Raw genomic sequence first — 26,018 nt, 5'->3', positions numbered from 1 at the left:
AACACCATACTCGATCTGGATAAAACTGCAAATAAGACTTTGGTGCTGAGAAAACAGCTGTAAAAAATTAATGACAAAAGCCGTTGCGATTTACCTCTGCTGGTTTATGCTCAATAGCATGAATAAATATATCCATTGCAATAGTGGCCTGATCAGCCAACATTTTATTGAGCATAGTTCATCGCTAGGCCAGTTACTTTATTGGCATAATCAGCATGGTGAGCACATACAAGTAAGAGAGTATCAACAACTTCGCTGGCTACTCATTAATAACACCTTGCAGTCTGTTATTTTAAAAGCAAAACCACATGCATTGCTGTTTCCACACCTTGCTTATTTAGCAACGGTTTGGCAACAGCCACCTACACCTAAAAAAGTACTCGAACTGGGGTTAGGTGGCGGTGCCATTCGTAATTACTTATTAGAACAGTATCCTCAAGTACAGGTTACTTCAGTAGAGAAAAGCCCCCATATTATTGACTGTTATCAACAATTTTTTGCCCCTAGTGAACAACAACAGATTCATTGCGAGGATGCGCAAACAATTTTAAAATCAGCAGAGCATATGGACTGGGTCATTTTAGATTTATTTAGTGAATTAGACGCCCCGCGATTTTTATTTGATTCATGCTTTTATCAAACAATTTATGATGCACTTGATCAACAGGGCATCTTATTTATTAACTTTTTATCGCAGCACTCATCACAACTCACTCAGTTACAACATGTACTACTGACTGTATTTGGGAAGGCTATTAGTATTCAAAAAATTACCGGCTTTGTTAATCATATTGTGATTGTAAAAAAAGCACGTTAAGCGGTTAAATTAAAGGTAACCGGCCCATCGTTACATAAACTCACCTGCATATCGGCTGCAAATTCACCGGTCGCGACCTTAATACCGAGTAATTTAGCCTGCTCTACAAAGTAATTATATAGCGCTTGCGCTTGGTCTGGTGTAGCTGCCGATGAAAAGCTAGGCCGCATGCCTTTTTTTGTATTGGCTGCGAGCGTAAATTGCGATACGACTAACAGTTCGCCTTGTATGTCTTTAAGGCTGAAATTCATTTTATCGTTTTCGTCATTAAAAATACGGTAATTGGTGACTTTGTGTAATAGTTTATCAGCGCTGCTTTCATCATCTTCTTTTTCCACCCCCAGCAATAATACAATGCCTTGTTTAATTTCACCGACAAGCTGTTGGCCTATCACCACATTAGCGTGTGTTACTCGTTGAATTAATCCCTGCATTTACTCTGTATCCTCTGCTTGTTGATCTTTTTTATTGTAATGCTGCATGTTAATACACACGGTGAATTCAGCGCCTAGTAGCACCACGACCCACGACAAGTAAACCCATACAAACAAAATGGGAATGGTTGCTACCGCACCATAAATCACTTCGTATGATGGAAAATGGCTAATGTACAAAGCAAAGCCTTTTTTGGTTAGCTCAAATAACATGGCAGCAAATAGCGCACCGGGAAAGGCCGCCTTAAACGAAACGCGAGTATTGGGCACTAAGGTGTAAAGCATAATAAAACCAGCCATAGAAATCGCATAAGGGAGTAGCTTTAACAAGAAGCCACTAAACCCTGGAATCCCCTGATCGGCAAACGATACCAACGACACAATATATGAGGTGACACCGATACTGGCGCCCAGTAATACGGGCCCTAAGCTGAGTACCATCCAATATACGGCAAACGATATCATCATCGGGCGTTTTTTCTTTACTCGCCAAATACGGTTTAGCGTGGCATCTACATTACGAATAAGTAGCAAGGCAATGGCTGCTAAAAAGCCAATACCTACTGCCGTCATTTGATTGGCATTACTAGCAAACGAGCTAATATGCTCTTTAATAACACCAGAAGAGGTCGGCACAAAGTTAGTAAACAAAAAGCTCTCAATGGCTAAACGGGTCGACTCAAATCCTGGGAAAGCAGAAAATATTGCCACACCTACAGCAATAAGTGGGACTAACGAAAGTAAAGTAACGTACGCTAAATACCCTGCATTAATGGTTATTTGATCGTCAATACAGCGATTAAAATATTGCATCCACCAGCCTGGTTGCAGTTTTAAAAACGCCTTAACTTGCTGTTTATAATGGGAGAGCTTATCATTCATACAATTAACTTTGTTGGTGAGCTTTTGATTATAATAACAATCAAGGCCATAATTTACAGCATTAACACTCGTAAATAGGAATTCAGATGAAAAAACAAACATTTTTAGGGACAACCATACTTGCGTTAATGCTGATGCTCTCTGGTTGTCAGTCTGCTTATTATTCGGCAATGGAAAAAGTAGGTGTTCATAAGCGTGATATTTTGATTGACCGCGTTGAAGAAACAAAAGACTCACAACAAGAGTCTCAACAAGAATTTCAATCAGCACTTGAGCGTTTAACTACACTCATTAATTTTGATGGCGGTGAATTGCAAGATGCTTACAATCAACTTAATGACGATTACGAGTCAAGCCTTCAAGCGGCAAACGAAGTATCAAGTAACATTAATAAAGTTGAAGACGTAGCAGAAGCTTTATTTGATGAGTGGAATGATGAGTTAGAGCAATACAAAAGTGCCTCACTTAAACGTGAAAGCAGCAAAAAGTTAGCAGCAACACAACGTCAATTCGACCAGTTACTTCGCTCAATGCGCAGCGCCGAGAGTAAAATGGAGCCGGTATTATCATCTTTAAAAGACAACGTATTGTATTTAAAGCATAACTTAAATGCGCAAGCGGTAGCGGCTATCAAAGGTGAATTTACTAACTTAAAGCGCGATATTCAGTTATTAATGAATGATATGAACAAATCGATTGAAGACTCAAATAAATTTATTGAGCAAATGAATAAATCCTAAATATTTAACCTATTAAACTGAGCCCGCTAAAAATAGCGGGCTTTTTTATACACACTTTTTGTTACTTTTTTGTCCTTTTTTAGCAAACTGCTTTTGTTACACTTTCAGTAAGATAAAAATAACAACTAAAAATGAATTATGAAAATACATACACTTAGCTTAATCATCGCCTCCAGTGTGCTCGTTGCATGCAGCACTGCGAATAATATTGAGGTTATTGCTGGCCCTAATACCGTTATTCCACTTCATCAACAAGGTGAGCAAGCTGGGCGCTACCACAACCTCTACCCAGGCAAAAAAAGTTATCCTGTTAGCTGTGAAACTGATTGCTACCCAAAAAACAATAACTTAGTTTGTGAAACAGAGGCTGAAAACTGCCAATATCAAGGTCAGCAAAAAAATCCGCAGGTTAATGCGGGCTTTACTATTCGTTGGCTCGGACACGCAGGCTTTGTGATCAAAACCCCGAATGGCCAACAAGTTGTGTTTGATCCCGTAAAAGAGCAATTTGACTCGCCTATTGATTTAGCTTTTCGCCTTACTTCAGGATTTTATCGCAAGCCTGGCGACTGGCTCACAGACAATGAATTGAAAAACTTAGTCGCCGTTATGTATTCTCACATTCACTACGATCATTTCAATAAAGCCGATATTGAAGAAATTGGTAATCAGCCTCGCTACCTAACCCCCCTTGGTATGGCTGATAACTTTCCAACAGGTGGCTTTAACATTAGTGAAATGGCATGGTATGCAAAAACTAAAATTGATGATTTAACCATTCATGCGCTACCTGCGCATCATTTTAGTAGCCGTGTGTTAGTGCCTTTTATTTATGAAGATAACAATAAAGACCTATGGAATGGCTGGTTACTTGAGCAAAGTGGCAGCACTTTATTTTTTGCAGGCGACACAGGTTATTCAAAACACTTTAACGATATACAGCAAAAATATGGCGATATCGATGTGTGCTTAATGCCTATTGCCTCTTATTACCATAAAGAGAACGGCAACTGGTACCGTTATGTACATACCACTCCTGAGGATGCATTAACCGCAGCACAAGCGCTTAACTGTAAAGTAATGATACCGTGGGGCTATGGTAACTCAAGTTGGAAGATGGGCGATCACAGCAGCCACTCTGCACTACTGCGCTTATTGCATATGCATAAAAAAATGAACTCGAAGATACCCCTGTATATTTTAAATGAAGGTGAAAGCATCCAGCTTTAATTAGTCATTTACACAAAATGCGTTTACATAATTAGTAATAACCCCCTCACTGAACTATCTTTAATTAACTAAACAGTCAGGGGGTTTTATGTTTCTTGTGCGACTCATTTACGCCAGTAAAATAAGTAGTGGTTTTGGGCCTGAAGATATAGAAAATATTTTACAAAGTGCGCGAACCTACAATGTAAAAACAAATGTCACCGGCATGTTATGTTTTAGTAATGAATACTTTTTACAATGCCTTGAAGGCTCCAGAACCGCTGTTAATAATACCTATCAACAAATATTAAATGACAAACGCCACCACAATGTAATTATGCTCAACTATACCCAAATTCCCGAAAGAGAGTTTGAAACATGGTCAATGGGCTATGTGCCGCAATCACAGCTAACCGAGTTACTTAATCTAAAATACTCGGGTAACATTGACTTTAACCCTTTTAAAATGTCGGGTGAAAGCGCGCATTTATTAATGCTGGCATTAAAAACAAGCATAACTGGGGCAATAAGTTAATATAATAAATACAACTATGAGATTGTTTTTAATTGCTATTTAAGCCAAGCTAAATCATCTTTAATTGATGAGCTTATTAATGAAAAAAACACTACTCGCTTTTAGTTTACTTTTCACCCAACCACTTATGGCTATTGAAGTTAGTCATACATCAACAGCTATTATTATTGATGGTGTCTCTGAAAGTACATGGGATAGCGCCACATGGCATCCTATGCCGCACCTAATGGATGGCGCACTTCCCTCATCAGAGGCCGATTTTAAAGGCCGATACCGTCTTCTATGGGATGAAAACTACTTGTATTTACAAGCAGATATTAGTGACGATGTGCTGATTGATACTCACCCAAATCCAACTGATAAATACTGGGATGATGATGCCTTAGAAGTGTTTATAGATAGTGACGCATCGGGTGGTAATCATCAGTTTAATCATACCGCGTTTGCTTATCACATTGGTCTTGATAACCAAGCAGCCGATTATGGCCCTGATAAAAAAGCGCATTTATATACCGACCACTTAGTTAGTAACTGGAAGCGTAATACCACTGCGCCCTATAACATCACGTGGGAAGTGGCGATAAAACTCTACCCGAATGATTATCAACAAGGCGCACAAAACACTCCGCTTAAATTAACTGAAAAACACGTTATTGGCTTTATGCTCGCATATTGCGATAACGACGGCAGTAAAGTTCGTGAGCACTTTATGGGCTCACACGAAGTAAAGCCAGTGAACGGTGACAGAAACCGAGGATTTATAGACGCAGATGTATTTGGTAAAATCACTTTGCTACCGAAAAGTAAGTAATCACTAACTAAATAATTGATAACGAAGGTTGGGTTGAGCTAAGCGAAACCCAACAAAAATACCCTATTAACAAAAACAGAGACTTTGCAATATAGATTATTTAATTCTCAAGCACGTTTTTCCTTATATAAAGAGCGCTGCGCCCTAATAAAGCTAATTTCAGCCACTCTTTTGCTCATGATTAATAATTTTAAGAAGCAAATCAATTCTGCGATTTGTTTTTTTGGTCTGCTCCCTAATCATTCCCTGCACCACAGCTGAAGCAAGGAAAATAAAACATATTATTTGAAATATTTCAGTTTCAATATCATAGAAGCTATTAGCAATTGATAACAAAATAAAGGGTAAAAAAATTGATATGAGATCTTTCAAGCCCCAATCATTTTTTCCTAACGTTTCAAATTCATCTTTATATTTTTGCAGTTCAGCAATATGTTCTATCTCTAGTTTTGCCATAATTTCATTTTCGGTATTCACACTAGCTCACACGCACATAGTAAATATAGCTTTGATAATAACTTAATACCTCTTTTAGGTTCAATATTAAAAACTGTTTAACAGTATCGAACCAACTGCGATGCTTTAACCTGTGGACTTACGCTCTTCTCTGGCTAACTATTATCCACAAAAAAGCCGCTGTATTTTGCAATACAGCGGCTTTTAAAATCATGATTCTAAATTAATAGATTATGACTTAGGCGCACGACCCGCACGTTTACGCTCATTTTCAGTTAAATGACGTTTACGAATACGAATGTTCTCAGGTGTAACTTCTACTAACTCATCATCAGCAATAAACTCAAGCGCTTGCTCAAGTGAATAGTTAAGAGCTGGTGTTAGTGTTTGTGCTTCATCGGTACCAGATGCACGAACGTTAGTAAGTTGCTTACCTTTAAGCGCATTAACTGTAAGGTCGTTATCACGGCTATGAATACCGATAACCATACCTTCGTATACTTCAACACCGTGACCGATGAATAAACGGCCGCGCTCTTGTAAGTTAAATAATGCGTTAGTTAGTGCTTTACCTGTTGCATTTGCAATCATTACACCGTTCTTACGAACACCTAGCTCGCCACCTTTGTGCGGACCGTAGTGATCGAACGTATGGTAAAGTAAACCAGAACCCGATGTTAACGTCATGAACTCAGTTTGGAAACCGATTAAACCACGGCTTGGGATCATAAAGTCCAAACGCATACGGCCTTTACCATCTGGGGCCATATCAGTAAGCTCACCCTTACGAAGACCAATTTGTTCCATGATAGAACCCTGGTGCTCTTCTTGACAGTCAATTGTTAGTGTTTCATACGGTTCTTCTAACACACCATCAACAGTACGTAAGATAACTTCTGGACGAGATACCGCTAACTCGTAACCTTCACGACGCATGTTCTCGATTAAGATACCTAAGTGTAATTCACCACGACCCGATACACGGAAGCTATCTGGGTTATCAGTGTCTGCAACGCGAAGTGCAACGTTGTGTACTAGCTCTTTGTCTAAACGCTCACGGATATTACGTGATGTTACAAACTTACCTTCTTTACCACAGAAAGGTGAGTTATTTACAGAGAACGTCATCGTTACTGTTGGCTCATCAACACTTAGTGGAGGTAATGCTTCAACGTTGTTAGGACAACAAAGCGTATCTGAAATCTTAAGCTCGCCAAGACCCGTTACCGTTACGATGTTACCAGCGTAAGCTTTGTCAGTGTCAATACGCTCAAGACCTAAGTAGCTTTGTACTGAACCAATTTTACCGTTACGTTTAGACCCGTCAGCGCTAATAACCGTAACTTGTTGGTTAGGTACAACTGAACCGCGTTTGATACGACCAATGCCAATTACACCTTTATAAGAGTTGTAATCAAGCTGTGAAATCTGCATTTGGAAGTCACCTTCAGGATCTGCATCCGGTGGTGATACTTCGTCAACGATCATCTTGAACATAGGTTCCATGTTATCAGATGCTTCGTCTAAATCTAATGTAGCCCAACCATTGATTGCTGATGCGTAGATTACTTTAAAGTCTAACTGTTCATCAGTTGCGCCTAGGTTATCGAATAAATCAAAGATTTGATCCATAACCCAATCAGGGCGAGCACCTGGCTTATCAATTTTATTGATAACAACGATTGGCTTTAAGCCTTGCGCGAATGCCTTTTGCGTTACGAAACGCGTTTGTGGCATTGGACCTTCCTGAGCATCAACAAGTAGTAATACTGAGTCAGCCATCGAAAGTACGCGTTCAACTTCACCACCGAAGTCGGCGTGTCCAGGAGTATCTACGATATTGATATGGTAATCATTCCATGAGATAGCGGTGTTTTTCGCTAAAATGGTAATACCACGTTCTTTTTCAATGTCGTTTGAATCCATCACGCGCTCTTCATTACCGCCGCGTGTTTCTAATGTACCTGATTGCTCAAGTAGTTTATCAACCAGTGTTGTTTTACCGTGGTCAACGTGGGCGATAATTGCTATATTTCTTAACTTTTCGATGCTCATATATTCACTCAGAGAAATTGAATCTCATTGATCCTGCAGGGGCTATACGTTCTCACCTGCGCTTTCACGAGATGTCCCAGCATAGGATTTAAAAGGGCGCATATTATCCCCTATAAATGGAATGGATGAAAGTTTATCCAAAATAAAATTTCAAACTTTCTCAATAAAATAATTAACCCATTGTTTTAAAATAATTAATTATGATAATTAATTTTTAGATATTTATATAAAAAGATGGTTTTGGGTTAATTTAAAGCGACTTTACTGCGTATTTTGCATTTTCTTTGTGCTAGTCTAAGGTGATTAATTTACAAGCAATTATTGCTTTGTAAATATTGCACCATTTTGGAAAAATTACGCACTAAGATGGTGCTTAATCTATATCACCTTTATTTTATTTATATTTTTTTACATAAAAAACAAATAATTATAATAGTGGCACAAAATCAGCTTGTAGATATTCAACGTATCTAAGCAGCAATAATAAAACCCAATAGTTGGAGGACACATGTCACAATCGGTTTTAGATTTTATTAAAGAAAATGACGTTAAGTTCATTGATTTACGCTTTACTGACACAAAAGGTAAAGAGCAACATGTTTCTATTCCTCATCATCAAGTTGATGAAGACTTTTTTGAAGATGGAAAGATGTTTGACGGTTCTTCAATTGCTGGCTGGAAAGGCATCAACGAATCAGACATGGTGTTACTACCAGATGCAGATTCAATTAAACTTGACCCTTTCACAGAAGAAACAACACTAATCGTTCGTTGTGACGTGGTTGAACCTTCTACATTACAAGGTTACGAACGCGACCCTCGCTCAGTTGCTAAGCGCGCTGAAGAGTACATGCGCTCTACGGGTATTGCTGACACTGTTTTATTTGGCCCAGAACCAGAGTTTTTCGTATTTGACGATGTTAAATACAAATCTGACATGTCAGGTTCAATGTATAAAATTGATTCTAAGCAAGCAGCTTGGAACTCAGATAAAGAATATGCAGATGGCAATACAGGCCATCGCCCAGGTGTTAAAGGCGGTTACTTCCCAGTTGCACCTGTTGATGATTTCCAAGATTGGCGTTCTGCAACGTGCCTAGTTTTAGAAGAAATGGGTCAAGTTGTTGAAGCGCATCACCACGAAGTGGCGACTGCCGGTCAAAACGAGATCGCAACGCGTTTTAATACTATGGTGTTAAAGGCCGATGAAATCCAAGAAATGAAATATGTTATCCACAACATGGCTCACCTTTACGGTAAAACGGCAACATTTATGCCTAAGCCGGTTGTTGGTGATAACGGTTCTGGTATGCACTGTCACCAGTCTTTAGCAAAAGATGGCGTAAACTTATTCGCAGGTGATAAATACGGCGGACTTTCTGAAGATGCACTTTACTACATTGGCGGTATCATCAAACATGCTAAAGCGATCAACGCTTTTGCTAACGCGTCAACTAACTCGTACAAACGTTTAGTACCTGGTTTTGAAGCTCCGGTAATGCTTGCATACTCGGCTCGTAACCGTTCGGCGTCAATCCGTATTCCAGTTGTGCCATCTGCAAAAGGTCGTCGTATCGAAGTACGCTTCCCAGATCCAACAGCTAACCCATACCTTGCTTTCTCAGCAATGCTTATGGCTGGCCTTGACGGAATTAAAAACAAGATCCACCCTGGCGATGCTATGGACAAGGATTTATACGACTTACCAGCTGAAGAAGCGGCAGAAATTCCAACAGTAGCCTCATCATTAGATGAAGCACTAGCTGCACTTGATTCAGACCGTGAATTCTTAAACCAAGGTGGTGTATTCACCAATGACCTAATCGATGCTTACATCGCACTTAAGTCAAAAGAAGTTGAAAAACTTAACATGACAACTCACCCTGTTGAGTTCGAAATGTACTACAGCTGTTAATTTATTAACCGATAAATAATGTGTGTTTTAAGCCCGCTTTGCGGGCTTTTTTTATGGTAAATTTAACGGTTCTACACTAAAGTGAAGTTAGTTTAAACAATGCAGGATAGCTGGATGGTAGGTAAGATTTTGTTGCTATTAATAGCTTTAATGTTAAGCCTTAATAGCCATGCGAGCGATAAAAAAATTTACGCATGGAAAGACAAAAATGGGGTGTTGGTTTTTTCAGATACTCCTCAGCCTGGCGCTAAAGAGGTTAAACTCACGAGCCAACATCTCAGCATGCCCGCTACAAACACCGATATTCTTGATACTGCTCCTACTAAAACAGCAGTAAAGTTTAGTATTAGTATTTCATCGCCTGAACCAAACCAAACTATCAGGGAAAACACCGGCTCTGTGTATGTCTCTACCCGTATTGCCCCTCGATTTGAAGCTGGATTTACCATTGGTTTATTTTTAAATGGCGTTGCCATTGGTGAACCTAGTGACACCACTACACTGGCGTTAAGAGATGTGGAGCGAGGCCAACACACACTGCAAGTTAAACTTTATAATAAACAAAATCAGGTAATTGCAACCAGTCCTGAAAGTGTATTTTTTATGCACCGTAAAGGCCTTAACATAGGTCGATAATTACAATTAAGTACGCGTGTTTAGCGTATATTTTCTAAAAACCTTGCCTACCTTCCCAGGCGCACTAAAATGGTGCAATGATGATTAATAAAACACATTTTAGCCCAGAGCTACTGAATATAATTTGGCAAAACCAAACCACCGCCCTGATGTTACTTGATGAAAGCTTTCAGCTTATTTACGCTAACACCAGTGCCAGTGAATTACTTGGCTTAGGCGAAAAACGTTTGCTAGGACAAGCATTCGACGATTTATTTAACTACCATTCTATCGACTTAAAACGCATTGCACAGTACTCGTTAGTTGATGGTGTAGACTGCCACCAGCACAGGGCTGACGTGGTGTTTATCGATTCTCGCCATGCAAAATTAGCGGTGAGTACTCGGCGAATAAAACATAACGACACCTATTATATTTTATTTGAATGTCGACAAACCGATGACGAAATAAAGCACGACCAAGTCTCAAATCAAATGCATCAATACCAAGCTGCACGTAACTTAATTCGCGGTTTAGCTCATGAAATTAAAAACCCGCTGGGTGGAATTCGCGGGGCGGCGCAATTATTGCAGTACGAGGGTGATCAACAAGAAAGAGATCAATGTGCAGAACTGATAATTGAACAAGCCGATCGGTTGCGTGAATTAGTTGATAGACTCCTTGGGCCTAACCAACTACCGCAAAAATCGTATGGCAATATACATCAAACATTAGAGTCGGTTGTTAAACTCAGTACGTTAGATAACAACCGCGATATTCGGTTAGTTAAAGACTACGACCCGAGTATTCCTGATGTCTATATTGATCAGAGCAAGGTTCAACAAGTGGTGCTTAATATTGTGCGTAATGCGCAACAGGCATTGGTGGATGGTGGCGAAATAAAAATAAAAACACGGATTAATTATCAGCATCGTCGCCCGGGAAAAGCCCCTAAAAAGGCATTGCTTATTCAAGTAATGGATAACGGCCCAGGTATTGATGCTAATTTACGCGACACCTTATTTTACCCTATGACCACTAATAAAGAAGGTGGCTCGGGACTTGGATTATCTATAGCGCAAACCTTGATTGATCAACATGATGGCTATATCGAATGCGATAGTTGGCCAGGACATACTGAATTTAATATTTATCTGCCATTTACAGATTAATACTTTGGAGTTTGCATGAAAACAGCTTGGCTTGTAGATGATGATGCCTCAATTCGCTTTGTACTAGAAAAAGCACTGACTCGCGCAGGGTTTGAAGTAGAAAGCTTTGCAGATGCGCAAAACGTTCTTAATGCACTAAAATTTAGTCAACCCAGTGTGTTAATTTCAGATGTAAGAATGCCGGGGATGGACGGGATGGCGTTACTTGAGCTGATAGCTGAGCAAACCCCTGGCCTACCCGTTATTATTATGACCGCACACTCTGATTTAGACTCAGCGGTTAATGCTTTTCAAAAAGGTGCGTTTGAGTACTTAGCTAAACCGTTTGATTTAAATGAAGCCGTTGCGCTAGTGGAAAGCGCCTATCGTGCTAATTCGACCAAAAAAACCAAACGAAAAAGCGCGCCACCCAAAAGCGCTCATATTATTGGCGAAGCCCCTGCTATGCAGGAAGTGTTTCGTGCTATAGGCAAACTCTCAGCATCCAGTATGAGCGTACTCATCAATGGTGAATCAGGTACCGGTAAAGAGTTGGTTGCCAGCGCCTTGCACAATCACAGCCCGCGTAAAGAAAACCAATTTATTGCTCTTAATATGGCCGCTATTCCTAAAGAGTTAGTTGAGTCTGAATTATTTGGCCATGAAAAAGGCGCTTTTACGGGGGCCGATAGCGTGCGTAAAGGGCGCTTTGAACAAGCCAATGGCGGTACCTTATTTTTGGATGAAATAGGTGATATGCCACTTGATGTACAAACCCGCTTGTTACGCGTATTAGCCGATGGCGAGTTTTACCGCGTTGGCGGCCATCAAAGTATAAAAGTGGATGTGCGCATCATTGCTGCCACTCACCAAAATTTAGAAGAGCTGGTAAAACAAGGTAAGTTTAGAGATGACTTATTTCATCGTTTAAACGTGGTTCGCTTACGCTTGCCGGCTCTACGCGAGCGCCCCGAAGACATAGAACGCTTAGCGCTACACTTTTTACATAAAAGTGCAAAAGACCTGCAAGTAGATAGTAAAGTACTTAGCCCTAAAGCGATTAAACAACTGTGTTTATTTAATTGGCCAGGAAATGTTCGCCAGCTTGAAAACACCTGTCGATGGTTAACCGTAATGGCACCTGGGGAGCTGATTGGTGAGCAAGATTTACCCCCTGAAATTATTGATAATGCCGCCGCAACTCAAGAAGGCGATTGGCTAGATTCATTTCAGCAATGGCTTAATCAAGAGTTTAAACAAGGTAAAGAAAATATTTGGCCGGATATTCAAGCCCAGCTGGAAACCCGCTTAATAAAAACAGCACTCGCTAATTGTTCAGGCCATAAGCAAGAAGCCGCGGTAAAAATTGGTTGGGGTCGCAATACGTTGACCCGTAAATTAAAAGAGCGCAATATTAGCTGATATTTTATAAGGCTAGCGCCCTAGGTAATTGATGAAGTTAATTGAAAACATCCCTTTGTTTAAGCAAATGGAAATTATAAATCGCTTAGAATTCTTTAAAGAGTTCACGCTTAATGAACGTCAAATTCTTTTAGAGTCGTTTGGATTATTATACTTAGTAAGTAAAAATCAGTTTTTATTTAAAGAGTTTGATAATGACAAGCGACTTTTTATTGTCCTCAGTGGCTCTCTGATGGTGTTTAAGCATAGTCACCTACTGGAACTGGGCAGTATAGAGCCTGGTGAATTTATTGGTGAAGGCGCGTTTATTAATAACCGAGAGCGCAGCATTAATGCACGCGCCAAAGAAAATGCCATCGTACTGGCTATTACTGCCGATGCCCTTACCCGCCTACCTAATGTTATACGCGAAAAAATTAAAGACCGTATTATTGAAGGAATGAGCCTGCGCATAGCTAAACTAAGCGAACATATAGAAACCCACTGTTAAATCAGTCCATATAAACAATTTGTAGTGAGCAATCAAGCCAACCTGGGGTGTTAACGCTTGCGGTATATGTGTAGGTATCTGACGGCTTGGCGCCAAAGGGGGTATTTACAAGCGGCTGCGAATGACTGTATGTTTGCGAATAGTCTTTAAAATAAACAACAACATAACCATATAAATATTCCCAGTTTAGCCTCACGATTGCGCCACTTGGTAATGTAAACTCAACAGCTTCATTTGCAAATTTGACTGCTAAATCATTGTATTTATCTTCGCTGCAATGAGTTGTTCTCAGCTGTTTAGGCATAACAAAATTTCTATTGGCATCAGCATTTTTTAAATAAAAGCCTATATTGCCATCACCATAAAAATGATTTGAACGACTTGTATAATTAACTTGTGGCGCGTACCCTAGCTCTTGCATTATAGCTGCAAGTTGCTCCGTCTCTTTGGGGTAAATTTTATCGCTTGAGAGTAGTAATGTGGCCTCACCAAAATCTGATGGGATTGCTAGTTCTACATATTCATAGGGAAGAGTTTGTGCATTTAGTGCAGCATCTAGCTGGTTGCGCTGTTCACCTTGCAAGTTTTCAATAAAAACATAAACAGTAGGTCGCTGGCACGCAGCTAATAAAAACACCAATACACATATTAAAATTCCATTTTTCATTATCACCCCCGATCGATTACAAGTGTAGTCTATAAGGGGGGATTTAAAATGGCAATTTAATTTATTTGGTTATTTAACCATGCATCAACACTCTGGCGATTATAAAGTACTTCATTAAATAAACGATGTCGTTCAAATACCAGCTCGCTTTGTTTGGTTTTAAGCCCGCTGACTAACTGACTATGGGTGTCATTAAACTTGGAGATAACTGAAAAACCACGTTCAGTGTCTTCTTGTACCTGCTGAGCCAAATGCTTTCTAACATCATCAGCAGTTAACATATCTGAATTGTCTAAGCCCATTAGCTCTTTTTTCATCGCTAATCTTATGCCCATGTTTTACTCCACTGTTTATATTCAATCTCTTTTTACGACAGATATTGGCAATAAGCGCGCCAATGTGTAATTTTTTTCACGCGAAGTGTAGTCTTGAATTACTTCAGTTTTTTTAAAGACAAATGAAAGAGGTAAAAAGTTTCATAAAAAATACACAATCATCGCATCTAACAAACGCACTTTGGTGCAAAATAACCAGCTAGCCTTTATACTACAGCTAATGCCACCCCCACAGAGAAACATGATGAACGAAGAATATATAGAAATTGAATTAGAAGAAGAGCCTATAGAGCTTTGTAAATTATTAAAAGTATTAGATCTAGTTGAAGGTGGTGGCCAAGCAAAAAATCTAATTAGCGGTGGCTATGTAGGTGTTAACCATGAAATTTGTACAATTAAACGGAAAAAATTATACAGTGGCGATGTTCTTACATTTGATGGCGAGTTGTTCCAACTGACGCTAAGTGAAGATGCAACTCCTGCAGAGCGTCCTGTTATTGATGAAACAGTTACAGCAGAAAAAGCCGCGCCAGTAGCAACAACAGAGCCGGCTAAAAATAAGCGCAAACGTACTAAAAAACCTAAAGTGGATGAAAAAACGGGTCGTCGTCCTATTTCGTTTGGCTAACATTCGCTTACGTCATATGTATTATTAAAAGCCAGTTTGCATCACTGGCTTTTTTATTCTTTAATAGAATACCAATAATAAAAAATCGATGCTTACATGTCAGAAAACACTGCAAACCGCTGGATAAAACCCGTACTCATCACCGCCCTGTTATGGAATATATTAGGTGTTTTTGCATTTATCATGCAGCTATTATTAACACCCGAAATGGTAAGTAAACTCCCACAAGAACAACAACTTGCTTATAACAGCCAACCTCTATGGGCTACTTTAGCGTTTGCTATTGCAGTATTTGGCGGCGCATTAGGGTGCGTACTTTTATTATTCAAAAAGTCACTAGCCACATTAACATTAATAATCTCTTTGGCAGCGGTTTTAGCTCAGCAATACTATAATTTTATGATTATTAATAGCATCAGCTTGTTTGGCGTTAGCGCTATTTTTATGCCTATTGCAGTGACCTTAATTGCGATTGCATTGGTGTATTTAAGTTTCCACTTAAAACAACAGGACTACTTTAAATAACACTTTTTTGAGTTTAGTTTTGTGGCCAATTATTACTCAGAGCATCCCTTGAATTTTAACTTTTGGCCTTCATCTCTATTTATATAACAGTCAAAAAAATTACACTGCATGGTATTTTTTTATCATGGTACACAGTTTGCAAACTACTACAGAGGTCACTTTTTCAAGAATATCAATCTAATTTATTGAAGGGACAAATAATGAAAAATAGTTTCGACACCCAACAACAGCTTACTATCAATGGCGAGCAATACCATATTAACTCGCTCATGGGACTTGGCGATAAAGCCAAACGCCTGCCTTTTTCGTTAAAAATATTACTAGAAAATTTATTGCGTAATGAAGATGGTGTGAATATTAAAGAGCAAGATATTCAGGCACTACTAGATTGGGATCCAAAGGCTAAGCCCTCGGCCGAAGTAGCCTTCACCCCTGCCCGCGTAGTAATGCAAGATTTTACCGGTGTCCCTGCTATTGTTGACTTAGCCGCCATGCGTGATGCGATGGAAAAGCTTGGTGGCGATCCTGCAAAAATAAATCCGCTTTCTCCGGCTGAACTGGTGATCGATCACTCAGTACAAGTGGATGGTTACGGTAAAGATGGCTCATTCGACTTAAATTCAAAACTAGAATATGAACGTAATAAAGAGCGCTACGAGTTTTTACGTTGGGGTCAAACCGCATTTGATAATTTAAAAGTGGTGCCACCAGCCACCGGTATTGTCCATCAAGTAAATTTAGAATACTTAGCACGTGTAGTATTTAATGATACAAAAAACGGTAAATCGTTAGCTTATCCAGATACACTGGTTGGTACTGATTCTCACACAACCATGATCAACGGCCTAGGCGTACTCGGTTGGGGTGTAGGCGGTATTGAAGCCGAAGCCGCCATGCTTGGCCAACCTATTAGCCTACTTATTCCTCAGGTCGTTGGCGTTAAATTAAATGGCCGCTTACCTGAGGGCACTACAGCAACAGATTTAGTATTAACTGTTACTGAAATGCTACGGAATCATGGTGTGGTAGGTAAGTTTGTTGAGTTTTATGGTGACGGGCTTGCCGACTTACCACTGGCCGACAGAGCGACTATTGCCAACATGGCACCAGAGTATGGTGCAACCTGTGGTATTTTCCCTATTGATGATGAAACGATTAATTACTTACGCTTAACTAATCGCGATGAAAAGCAGCTTAAACTGATTGAAGATTACGCAAAACATCAAGGTTTATGGCGTAATGATGGCGATGAAGCACATTATACCGATAAGCTAGAACTAACTTTAGATGATGTAGTACCAAGTCTTGCTGGCCCGAAACGTCCACAAGACAGAATCACACTGGATAAAGCCGGTGATGTTATTGGTCAACACTTAAAAGACTTCCAAGACGAACGTATGGCACGTCGAGATAAAAGCGATGAAGAGCAAGCGCGTATTGAAAGTGAAGGCCCTACTACCAATCCTGACGAACCCACTGATGAAGCGCAGTTTATGGGCGCAGCAAAAGTTAACTTTAATGGCCAAGAGTTTGAATTAAACGATGGCGCCTGCGTCATTGCTGCAATCACAAGCTGTACTAATACCTCTAATCCAAGCGTAATTTTAGCGGCAGGATTAGTGGCTCAAAAAGCACGTCAATTAGGTATTAATGTAAAACCTTGGGTTAAAACGTCTTTAGCACCAGGTTCGCAGGTGGTTACCGATTACCTTGAAAAAGCAGGGTTAATGGATGATCTTGATGCGCTTGGTTTTAACTTAGTTGGTTATGGCTGTACCACCTGTATCGGTAACTCAGGCCCATTAGCGGATGAAATTTCAGAAGCTATTCAAAAACATAAACTAATTGTAAGCTCTATTTTGTCGGGTAACCGTAACTTTGAAGGGCGTATTCACCAAGACGTTAAAATGAACTTCCTCGCGTCGCCACCACTTGTAGTAGCTTATGCTATAGCAGGTAGAACCGATATTGATGTATACAACGAACCACTTGCGCAAGATAAGCATGGTAACGATATATACCTTAAAAATATTTGGCCAAGCGTTAAAGAAGTGAGTGAGCTTGTAAAAAATACGGTAACTAAAGAAATGTTCGAAAAAAGCTACGCCAATGTTTACGATGGCGACAGTCGCTGGCAAAAAATTCAAATACCTGATGGTAAGCTTTACGATTGGGATGCTGCCTCGACTTATATCAAAAAAGCGCCATTCTTTGATGGTATGAGTGTTGAACCACCGGGGATCCCAAAAATAGAAGGTGCGCGCTGTCTAGCTAAACTAGGCGATTCAGTGACTACCGATCATATTTCACCAGCAGGTGCGATTAAAGCGGAGGCACCCGCAGGACTTTATCTACAAGAAAATGGGGTAGAAAAAGCACAGTTTAATTCTTATGGTTCTCGCCGTGGTAATCACGAAGTGATGATGCGTGGTACATTTGCTAATGTGCGCCTTAAAAACTTACTCGCCCCCGGTACTGAGGGCGGTGTCACTCGCACTCAACCTGACGATAAGCTAGAGAGTATTTATGATGCGGCAATGGCATATCAAGAGAGTGGAACACCATTAGTGGTTCTAGCAGGTAAAGAATATGGTACCGGCTCCTCACGAGATTGGGCTGCAAAAGGCTCATTACTACTCGGTATTAAAGCTGTGATAGCACAAAGCTATGAGCGTATTCACCGCTCGAACCTGATTGGTATGGGCGTATTACCTTTACAATTTAAAGAGGGTGAAAGCCATGAGTCATTGGGCTTAACGGGGCAAGAACAATTTGATATTCAAGGTTTATACGACAAAACCGACGAAGTCAGTGTCATTGCCACTAACAGTGAAGGTAAACAAGTTAGTTTTAGTGCCGATGTGCGTATTGATACCCCTAAAGAGTGGGATTACTACAAACATGGCGGGATTTTGCAGTACGTATTACGCAATATGCTCGACTAACTAGCCATTAAACAAGGTAGCTTAAAAGCCTAGCTCAGCAATGAGCTGGGCTTTTTTACATTCGCTATAGAGTAAATATTGATACACCCTTGCGCTAAATCAATGTTGCTCTATCAAGATACCATACACTAAGAAGACACGCTGCGCAGAGGTCGCCATGTCTTCAATAGTAATGATAAGACTGCTTAAAACATCTATTTTGCTTGGGTTATGCCTGATTGTGACAGGCCATGTATTAATTGTATCGAGCTACTTTACCAGCCAGTACGGTATTAAAGGCATTATTACTGCAGCAGCGTGCATTGCAATTGGTGTGTTTTTATCACTGCCAACTAAAATTTATTTAACCATATTATTAATGGAAGCAGAAAAGCGCTACTTGAAATCGCAGTAACTCCCTAGGGCTAAAAGCCGCTGAAACTTTCGACTTCTTTACTGCGTTGCTCAATTCTCTTTTTGGCTTTTTCAGCATCTTCAAACAACTTATTGATTGACTCACTGTTGTATATTTCAGGCGCTCGCTGAGGAAAAGGTTTTGCCGCAGATTTAGCACTGCCACTTAATATAGCCGTATCTTCGGCTACCACAACATTAATATCTGCGGGATCAAGATGCACTTCAATACTCTTGCCATTTTTATTTGGCACATCGGAGAAATGCCACTGCCCTTGCTCATCTTGCCACTTATAAATTTTACTTTGAGAGTCAGATGCTAACGGTGACGATGTGATTTTATCTCCTACTTTTTTAAGCTCAAGTGTGAGCTGTTCGAATGTATTAGATGAAAGCGCTACCACTTTATCTTTAATAGAAAAAGATTCATTTTTAATCAATGAGCTGGTGAGCCAAGGTTGCCCATTTGGCTTTTTAAGATAAAACAAAGAGATAAGAGCAATGACCATTACTGATATTGCTAAGTAGGTAAAGTATTTCATAGCGTTCCTGCTGTAAATTTAATCCTTTATTATCATTAATATAATAAAAAAACAGCAGTCAGGCAATTATTTTCCACAAAATAAAAACGCAGCTTTAGCTGCGTTTTTAAATTTATAGCTTTGAATAATAAGGTAATTAAATTCCATCACCATCAATATGTAAGCCACACTCACGGTTCAACCCAAAAAAGCGAGTTTCTTCTTCGCTCATACCTGGCTCTAATTTACGCGTAGTATGTACATCACCCATCGACACATAGCCTTGCTCCCATAACGGGTGATATGGCAGGTCATGTTTAGTGAGGTATTGGTACACATCACGATTGTTCCACTCAATAATAGGGTACACTTTTACTGTACCCCGGCTTATTTCTAAAACTTGTTTTTCAGCACGGCTCGACGATTGATCTCGACGCAAGCCACTAAACCAAGTGCTCGCGTTAAGCTCTTTTAAAGCACGCGTCATTGGCTCTACTTTATTGAGCTGGTTGTATTGCTTAATACCTTCTTCACCAAGCTCCCATAGTTTTCCAAATTTAGCCTCTTGCCATGCAGGGCTCAACTGCGCTTTATACACTTTTAAGTTAAGTGATAAACGCTCGCTCATCTGATCGATAAACTGATAGGTTTCTGGAAATAGATAACCCGTGTCTGTTAATACAACAGGTATATCGGGGCGCTGTGATGTCATTAAATGCAACATTACCGCTGCTTGAATACCAAAACTCGATGATAAAAACGCGGTGTCAGGCAAGTGCTCTAGCGCCCATGCAACGCGCTGCTCAGCATTCATGTTAGCCAGCAAACCATTCGCATCAGCTAACATAGCCTGTTGACTTTGCTTATCTAGCTGTAATATGTTTTTAAATTCACTCATGGTCAATTTTAAACCTCACCAGCGCGGTGCGCTGCTTTTAAATTATGCGTAAAAATCGGTAACAGATACTTTTACTTCTGCAACAATACCCTTGCGAATAACAAAATCACCAAAGCATTCGCCTTCATTGCGCTCACTAACCCATTGCCCAATCAGCTTATCAAATGCCTCTAGGTAAACTTCTTCGCCCACATTTTCAAGATAAAGCTTAGGGATACGCGTACCCTCCGTATTCCCGCCAAGGTAAACATTGTACTTACCTGGGCCTTTACCTACTAATCCAGCTTCAGCTAGCATGGCACGACCACAGCCGTTAGGGCAACCAACCACACGCATAATAATGCTGTCATTTGGTACTCCATGCTTAGCCAATAAGCCTTCTATTTTTTCAATTAAACTCGGTAAGTAACGCTCGGCTTCAGCCATCGCTAAAGGACAAGTGGGCAGTGACACACACGCCATTGAGTTTTTACGTTGCTCAGTGTCTTTGTCATCAATCAAACCGTGTTCACGCGCTATTTTTTCAATGATTGCTTTTTGATCCGCAGGCACACCGGCAATAATTAAGTTTTGATTGGCGGTCATGCGAAAATCACCTTGATGAATTTCTGCAATCTTACGACACCCTGTTTTCAGTGGCTTATTGGGGTAATCTAAAATACGACCACTTTGAATAAAGAGCGTTAAGTGATGTTTACCGTCAATGCCTTCAACCCAACCAATACGATCCCCTCGATGAGTAAACTCATAAGGGCGGCTTGGTGCAAAACTCACGCCTGCACGTTTTTCAACTTCTGCTTTAAATACATCGGACCCAACACGGTCAAGTGTGTATTTAGTTTTTGCGTTTTTACGGTTAGAACGATTACCCCAATCACGTTGCACAGACACTACGTGCTCAGCAATTTTTAAGGTATCTTCAAGGGCAATAAAACCAAAATCATCGGCTTTTCGTGGATACGTTGCAGTATCACCATGGGTCATGGCAAGGCCACCCCCTACTAGCACGTTAAAACCAACTAATTTACCGTTATCAGCAATCGCCACAAAGTTTAAGTCGTTTGCATGAACATCCACTTCATTATTTGGTGGAATTGTTACTGTGGTTTTAAACTTACGCGGTAAATAAGTTGAACCTAAAATAGGCTCTTCTGTGGTTTCGCTTTTTTCGCCATTGAGCCAAATCTCTGCATACGCTTTGGTTTTAGGTAATAAGTGTTCAGAAATCTTTGCCGCCCACTCATACGCCTCCTGGTGTAACTCAGACTCAACAGGGTTAGTGGTACAAAGTACATTTCGGTTCACGTCACCGGCAGTTGCAATAGAATCAATACCCACGCTATTAAGTAATTGGTGCATACCTTTAATTTCAGGTTTTAATACACCATGAAACTGAAATGTTTGGCGCGTAGTTAAACGAATACTGCCATAGCTGGTTTTCTCCCCAGCAAACTTATCAATTGCTAACCATTGCTCGGGCTTAATAATGCCGCCAGGCATACGCGCACGCAGCATGACATTATGTAGTGGTTCTAGCTTTTGCTTAGCACGCTCAGGACGAATATCGCGGTCATCTTGCTGGTACATGCCATGAAAACGAATTAACTGGAAATTATCGGCAGTAAAACCACCGGTAATTTCATCTTTTAAATCTTGCGCTATAGTGCCGCGTAAAAAGTTACTTTCTCTTTTTAAACGTTCGTTATCAGAAAGCTTTACGGTTTTATCTTGTTCGCTCATTTTAAATCCTAAATTTGTTACAGTGACGGCTGTTAGCTTTTAATAAAATAAACAACGTGCACTTAGTACACGTCTTTCTGATAGCGATTTGCGCTACGCAAATCTTTTAAGTATTGATCGGCCTCTTCATTACTTTTGCCGGTATTTTCTGTGATGATATCAATTAAGGCATTGTGTACATCTTTAGCCATACGGTTTGCATCGCCACACACATAAAAATGAGCACCCGCTTCTAGCCAGTCAAATACTTCTTTTGAGTTTTTACGTAACTTGTCTTGCACGTAAACTTTTTCTGCTTGATCACGGCTAAACGCCACATCTACTTTACTCAATAAGCCTGATTTTAAGTAACCTTGAATTTCTACTTGGTATAAAAAGTCTTGGGTAAAGTGTGGGTTACCAAAAAACAGCCAGTTTTTACCCGTAGCCTCTCGCGCATCACGTTCTTGTAAAAAAGCACGGAACGGTGCAATACCTGTACCTGGCCCTACCATGATGATCGGTTTGTCATCATTTACTGGTAAGCGGAAGTTGTCGTTATGTTCACTAAATACTTTTACTTTACAGCCTTCTTGCGCACGGCGTGCTAAATAGCCTGAACAGCCACCTAAATGCTCTGTGCCAAACGCTTCAAACTCAACCAATGCAATAGTTAAATGCACTTCGTCCTCAACCTCGCTTTGGCTAGAAGCAATTGAATATAAGCGCGCTTGCAGTTTACGTAGGCAATCAACCAGTGTTTGCGCCTCTAATTTAGCTGGGTTTTGTGCAACCACATCAAAAATTTGGCGAGGCTCAATATATTCGCGCATTGCGGCTTTATCTTCCACAAGCTTAAGAAGTTCAGGCGTGCCTGTAGCCGTGGCATATTTTTCGACAAAACCAGGGTACGATTGTGTCAGCTCTAGTTTTTCAATTAAGGCATCACGCACGCTAAGTTCTTCATCGCCAAGTTTAACGCGGCTAGTTGGATCAATTTGCGTTTGTGCTAGTAGCTCATCTACACGGGCTTCATCATTTAAAAAGTAAATGCCTAACGAGTCACCCGGCGTATAGGTAATGTCAGAGCCTTCAAGTGAAATTTCAACATGGCGTACATCTTTGGTTGAGTCACGACCGGTAATTTTTTGCACTAAGCTTAGCTCTGCCGCAAACGGGTTTTGCTTAGTGTATTGGCTAGCCGCTGTCGTGGGCGTGCCAAATGGCATTGATACAACTTGGCCGCCTGTGGCATCTTGCTGAGCTTTTAAATCTGGTTCAAACGCATTTAACGCGCCCTCAATCCAAGTGGCGGCTTCATCATCGTAATCAACGTCTAGGTCGGCACGTTGATAAATAACCTCTGCACCGAGTTTAGTTAAACGCTCTTCAAAGTCTTTAGCGGTTTGACAGAAAAATTCATAGCTAGAATCACCTAAACCTAATACCGCGACTTTAACGCCATCAAGCTTTGGCGCTTTTTTGGTAATTAAAAATTCGTACAATGTTTCGGCATCTTCAGGTGGCTCACCTTCACCATAAGTTGATACAACAACGGTTAAAAACTTTTCTTTTTTCAATGCGGTTGGCTTGTAATCTGACATGCTAACCAGCTTTGCAGCTAACCCACGAGATTCAGCTTGCTCTTTAAGCTTAGTCGCCACCGCTTTAGCGTTACCTGTTTGTGAACCATACAAAATAGTAAGTACTGCTGCCTCAGAGGTTGCCGGTGTACCTGCAATTGGCGCACCTAGCGCTGCTGAATTAGCATTAGCAGCTAAATAGCCGCTAACCCACGCTTGCTGAATTGGATTAAGCTCAGCCACTAAACCTTGTAGCTTTTGTACTTGCTCTTGCGAAAGCGGACTTGCTAGCGCATTGAGTTGACCTAACAACATGAATTTTTCCTCATAACCCTGAACGTTAAACACAATGCTTGTTCACATTGTTTAAAATGAGTGCCACCTCATTCAGAAGGTTCTGTTGAGGTTAATTGAGTATGCAGGATAGCCGTCTAAGCATAGATAAAAAAAGAATAGAATCTGCTTTGATATTCCATTTAGTTATTAATCTCGTTAAAAACCAGTGAAATTAACCTAAAGGTTTTTTATTGCCTTTTATGAAATTCTAATTTAACAATTTTGCAACCTTTATAATCTAATGTATATTGCTTAAAAAAATAAATTAGGAACAAACATGTTACACGGTATATATAAAAATAAGTTACTTCTGAGCACGTTGTTATTGAGCTCTTTGCCTGCGATGGCTAATGTCGTCAATGGTAATTTTGAACAATGGACAGGCAACACTCCACAAGCGTGGACGGTGATTGATAGCGGTATTAACGTATCTGCCAACAGCACAGTCGTGAGTACAGGCTTACAAGCAGCTGTGATTAGCGTAAATACAGGCACACAAAGTAACACTGATTTTTTACAGCAAGTCGCAGTTGAAATGGGCAAAACTTATGAGTTCTCAGTGGATGTGTATCATACCGAAGGTCATCTTAAGGCCCGTTTGTTCATAGATGGTTATCAAGGCTACTCAAACCCTGCTTTAACAAACCAGTGGCAAACCATAACTTACAGCTATACCGCTGATAGTAGTAAAACGATTGATGTCGGTTTACGCTTTTACGATACAAGCGGCTTTGATGGTAGTGAGTTAGTTTATGTTGATAACTTCTTACCTAATAATGATAGCGGCGGCGGTTCTCCAAGCTGCGCAGATAACAGCCTTACTTTTAACCTAACCACAGATAACTACGGCGAAGAAACCAGTTGGCAAATAACACACAACCAAGTCGGTATAGTTGCAAGCGGCAGTGGTTATGCCGCAAATACTCAATACACCGAACAATTATGTTTAACCAATGGCGACTATACATTTACTATTAACGACAGCTACGGCGATGGTATTTGCTGTTCATATGGCAGTGGTAGCTACGCCTTGAATAATGAAGCCACATTGCTTGCCAGTGGATCAAGCTTTCAATCAAGTGAGTCTACCGCATTCTCATTAGGTGAGACTCAGCCAACACCGACGCCAACCGGCTACTATGTGACAACCCAAGGCTTAACTGGATACACGCTAAAAACTGAGCTTTATAACATTATTAATAACCATAACGCTCAAGGTTATTCTGCTATTTGGAGTTTTTACGACGCATCAGCACGCGATAAATACTTTGAAAATGATAATAGTATTTTAGATATGTACAGTGAAAAGCCAAATGGAGTTGATAGCTACACTTATACTGCTGTAAGCGATCAGTGCGGTACCTACAATAGCGAAGCCGATTGTTATAACCGTGAACATTCATTTCCTAAAAGCTGGTTTGGCGGCACCATAGAACCAATGAACTCTGATGTTCATCATATTTACGCCACTGACGGCTATGTAAATTCAAAGCGTAGCAACTTCCCTTTCGGTGAAGTGGCCAGCGCTACGTTTACTTCAACCAATGGCAGTCAATTAGGTTCTGCAAGTAGTGCGATTAATTACACTGGTACTGTATTTGAGCCTATTGATGAATTTAAAGGTGACTTTGCTCGCGCTTATTTTTACATGGCTACACGCTACCAAAACGTAATCGGCTCTTGGCAAAATAACACTACGGCTAGTAATGCAGTACTTAACGGCTCTAGTAACCAAGTATTTGAAAATTGGGTCGTGTCTATGTTGTTAAAATGGCATAACAACGACCCCGTTAGCCAAATGGAATTAGACCGCAATCAAGCAGCGTTTGAATTTCAGGGAAATCGTAACCCGTATATCGACCACCCTGAATTTGTAGAGATGATTTGGTAAAAGGACTTCGGGCTTCGAACTTCGGGCTTCGGGCTTCGGGCTTCG

25 protein-coding genes are annotated in these 26,018 nt (G+C 40.3%); 15 read left to right on the top strand and 10 right to left on the bottom strand.

Annotated features, from left to right (window positions below; all coding sequences use genetic code 11):
• Positions 1–70: 70 nt before the first annotated feature.
• On the top strand, positions 71–817 hold the full coding sequence (locus BM380_RS15075; protein WP_090495042.1) for a spermidine synthase: 747 nt from the start codon (positions 71–73) through the stop codon (positions 815–817).
• Here BM380_RS15075 and dtd read toward each other — a convergent pair.
• On the bottom strand, positions 814–1,251 hold the full coding sequence (gene dtd, locus BM380_RS15070) for a D-aminoacyl-tRNA deacylase (protein ID WP_090495041.1): 438 nt from the start codon (positions 1,249–1,251) through the stop codon (positions 814–816). The two genes, BM380_RS15075 and dtd, sit on opposite strands and share 4 nt — an antisense overlap.
• Entirely contained in the window at positions 1,252–2,133 is an 882-nt protein-coding gene (locus tag BM380_RS15065; RefSeq protein WP_090495064.1) for a virulence factor BrkB family protein, read from the bottom strand.
• A gap of 86 nt (positions 2,134–2,219) precedes the next feature.
• On the opposite strand from BM380_RS15065, the gene BM380_RS15060 reads away from it, so the two are divergent.
• The 4 genes from BM380_RS15060 to BM380_RS15045 all read left to right on the top strand — a co-directional run bounded on the left by BM380_RS15060 (position 2,220) and on the right by BM380_RS15045 (position 5,428).
• Positions 2,220–2,873 carry a DUF2959 domain-containing protein gene (locus tag BM380_RS15060; protein ID WP_013463802.1) on the top strand — a complete coding sequence of 218 codons (654 nt, stop codon included), beginning with the start codon at positions 2,220–2,222 and terminating at the stop codon, positions 2,871–2,873.
• Between the two features lie 138 nt (positions 2,874–3,011).
• Positions 3,012–4,103, top strand: coding sequence for an MBL fold metallo-hydrolase (locus BM380_RS15055; RefSeq protein ID WP_013463801.1), 1,092 nt, complete (start codon positions 3,012–3,014; stop codon positions 4,101–4,103).
• Between the two features lie 88 nt (positions 4,104–4,191).
• Positions 4,192–4,617, top strand: a complete 426-nt coding sequence (locus tag BM380_RS15050; RefSeq protein WP_016900061.1) for a BLUF domain-containing protein — start codon at positions 4,192–4,194, stop codon at positions 4,615–4,617.
• Positions 4,618–4,696: 79 nt separating this feature from the next.
• The gene (locus BM380_RS15045) at positions 4,697–5,428 is read left to right on the top strand and encodes a CBM9 family sugar-binding protein (RefSeq protein ID WP_175527472.1); all 732 of its coding nucleotides are present in this window, start codon (positions 4,697–4,699) and stop codon (positions 5,426–5,428) included.
• Between the two features lie 159 nt (positions 5,429–5,587).
• Here the strand turns inward: BM380_RS15045 and BM380_RS15040 are convergent, their stop codons facing one another.
• On the bottom strand, positions 5,588–5,905 hold the full coding sequence (locus tag BM380_RS15040) for a hypothetical protein (RefSeq protein ID WP_090495038.1): 318 nt from the start codon (positions 5,903–5,905) through the stop codon (positions 5,588–5,590).
• A 210-nt stretch (positions 5,906–6,115) separates the two neighbouring features.
• Positions 6,116–7,939 carry a translational GTPase TypA gene (gene typA / locus BM380_RS15035; protein WP_013463797.1) on the bottom strand — a complete coding sequence of 608 codons (1,824 nt, stop codon included), beginning with the start codon at positions 7,937–7,939 and terminating at the stop codon, positions 6,116–6,118.
• A 508-nt stretch (positions 7,940–8,447) separates the two neighbouring features.
• Here typA and glnA point away from each other — a divergent pair.
• From glnA to BM380_RS15010, 5 genes are all read left to right on the top strand, one after another.
• Entirely contained in the window at positions 8,448–9,854 is a 1,407-nt protein-coding gene (glnA, locus tag BM380_RS15030) for a glutamate--ammonia ligase (protein WP_013463795.1), read from the top strand.
• Positions 9,855–9,968: 114 nt separating this feature from the next.
• Positions 9,969–10,490, top strand: a complete 522-nt coding sequence (locus tag BM380_RS15025) for a DUF4124 domain-containing protein (protein ID WP_024601187.1) — start codon at positions 9,969–9,971, stop codon at positions 10,488–10,490.
• A gap of 80 nt (positions 10,491–10,570) precedes the next feature.
• Positions 10,571–11,641 (top strand): nitrogen regulation protein NR(II), encoded by a 1,071-nt coding sequence (gene glnL / locus BM380_RS15020; RefSeq protein ID WP_013463793.1) that lies wholly within the window; start codon positions 10,571–10,573, stop codon positions 11,639–11,641.
• Positions 11,642–11,656: 15 nt separating this feature from the next.
• Positions 11,657–13,042: a nitrogen regulation protein NR(I) gene (gene ntrC, locus BM380_RS15015; RefSeq protein ID WP_010391999.1), complete on the top strand. Its 1,386-nt coding sequence runs from the start codon at positions 11,657–11,659 to the stop codon at positions 13,040–13,042.
• Between the two features lie 31 nt (positions 13,043–13,073).
• Positions 13,074–13,532 carry a Crp/Fnr family transcriptional regulator gene (locus BM380_RS15010; RefSeq protein WP_090495036.1) on the top strand — a complete coding sequence of 153 codons (459 nt, stop codon included), beginning with the start codon at positions 13,074–13,076 and terminating at the stop codon, positions 13,530–13,532.
• A gap of 1 nt (position 13,533) precedes the next feature.
• Here BM380_RS15010 and BM380_RS15005 read toward each other — a convergent pair whose 3' ends face one another.
• Both BM380_RS15005 and BM380_RS15000 read right to left on the bottom strand, forming a co-directional pair.
• A complete protein-coding gene (locus BM380_RS15005) occupies positions 13,534–14,199 on the bottom strand; it encodes a hypothetical protein (protein ID WP_013463791.1) in 666 nt (221 codons plus the stop codon).
• 56 nt (positions 14,200–14,255) lie between these two features.
• Positions 14,256–14,534, bottom strand: a complete 279-nt coding sequence (locus BM380_RS15000) for a hypothetical protein (protein ID WP_013463790.1) — start codon at positions 14,532–14,534, stop codon at positions 14,256–14,258.
• Positions 14,535–14,778: 244 nt separating this feature from the next.
• Between BM380_RS15000 and BM380_RS14995 the strand changes: the two genes are divergently transcribed.
• The 4 genes from BM380_RS14995 to BM380_RS14980 all read left to right on the top strand — a co-directional run bounded on the left by BM380_RS14995 (position 14,779) and on the right by BM380_RS14980 (position 19,026).
• Positions 14,779–15,162, top strand: coding sequence for an RNA-binding S4 domain-containing protein (locus BM380_RS14995; RefSeq protein ID WP_013463789.1), 384 nt, complete (start codon positions 14,779–14,781; stop codon positions 15,160–15,162).
• A gap of 96 nt (positions 15,163–15,258) precedes the next feature.
• Positions 15,259–15,687 (top strand): hypothetical protein, encoded by a 429-nt coding sequence (locus BM380_RS14990; RefSeq protein WP_013463788.1) that lies wholly within the window; start codon positions 15,259–15,261, stop codon positions 15,685–15,687.
• 200 nt (positions 15,688–15,887) lie between these two features.
• The gene (gene acnA / locus BM380_RS14985; protein ID WP_033102717.1) at positions 15,888–18,632 is read left to right on the top strand and encodes an aconitate hydratase AcnA; all 2,745 of its coding nucleotides are present in this window, start codon (positions 15,888–15,890) and stop codon (positions 18,630–18,632) included.
• 157 nt (positions 18,633–18,789) lie between these two features.
• Positions 18,790–19,026 carry a hypothetical protein gene (locus BM380_RS14980; RefSeq protein WP_024601183.1) on the top strand — a complete coding sequence of 79 codons (237 nt, stop codon included), beginning with the start codon at positions 18,790–18,792 and terminating at the stop codon, positions 19,024–19,026.
• 10 nt (positions 19,027–19,036) lie between these two features.
• Here BM380_RS14980 and BM380_RS14975 read toward each other — a convergent pair whose 3' ends face one another.
• From BM380_RS14975 to BM380_RS14960, 4 genes are all read right to left on the bottom strand, one after another.
• On the bottom strand, positions 19,037–19,567 hold the full coding sequence (locus tag BM380_RS14975) for a DUF4124 domain-containing protein (RefSeq protein ID WP_013463785.1): 531 nt from the start codon (positions 19,565–19,567) through the stop codon (positions 19,037–19,039).
• A 136-nt stretch (positions 19,568–19,703) separates the two neighbouring features.
• Positions 19,704–20,444: a phosphoadenylyl-sulfate reductase gene (locus tag BM380_RS14970; protein ID WP_028835921.1), complete on the bottom strand. Its 741-nt coding sequence runs from the start codon at positions 20,442–20,444 to the stop codon at positions 19,704–19,706.
• 42 nt (positions 20,445–20,486) lie between these two features.
• Complete coding sequence (gene cysI, locus BM380_RS14965) at positions 20,487–22,184, bottom strand: assimilatory sulfite reductase (NADPH) hemoprotein subunit (RefSeq protein WP_028835920.1); 1,698 nt, start codon at positions 22,182–22,184, stop codon at positions 20,487–20,489.
• Positions 22,185–22,246: 62 nt separating this feature from the next.
• Positions 22,247–24,061, bottom strand: coding sequence for an assimilatory sulfite reductase (NADPH) flavoprotein subunit (locus BM380_RS14960; RefSeq protein WP_090495034.1), 1,815 nt, complete (start codon positions 24,059–24,061; stop codon positions 22,247–22,249).
• 298 nt (positions 24,062–24,359) lie between these two features.
• Here BM380_RS14960 and BM380_RS14955 point away from each other — a divergent pair, with 298 nt between their 5' ends.
• Positions 24,360–25,973 carry an endonuclease gene (locus BM380_RS14955; RefSeq protein ID WP_090495032.1) on the top strand — a complete coding sequence of 538 codons (1,614 nt, stop codon included), beginning with the start codon at positions 24,360–24,362 and terminating at the stop codon, positions 25,971–25,973.
• Positions 25,974–26,018 lie beyond the last annotated feature (45 nt).

It is taken from the genome of Pseudoalteromonas sp. DSM 26666, from assembly GCF_900116475.1.
GTDB classification, from domain to species: Bacteria; Pseudomonadota; Gammaproteobacteria; order Enterobacterales; family Alteromonadaceae; genus Pseudoalteromonas; species Pseudoalteromonas tetraodonis.
The sequence above is the reverse complement of the archived record's forward strand: the minus strand, read 5'-3'. Positions and strand labels throughout refer to the sequence as shown.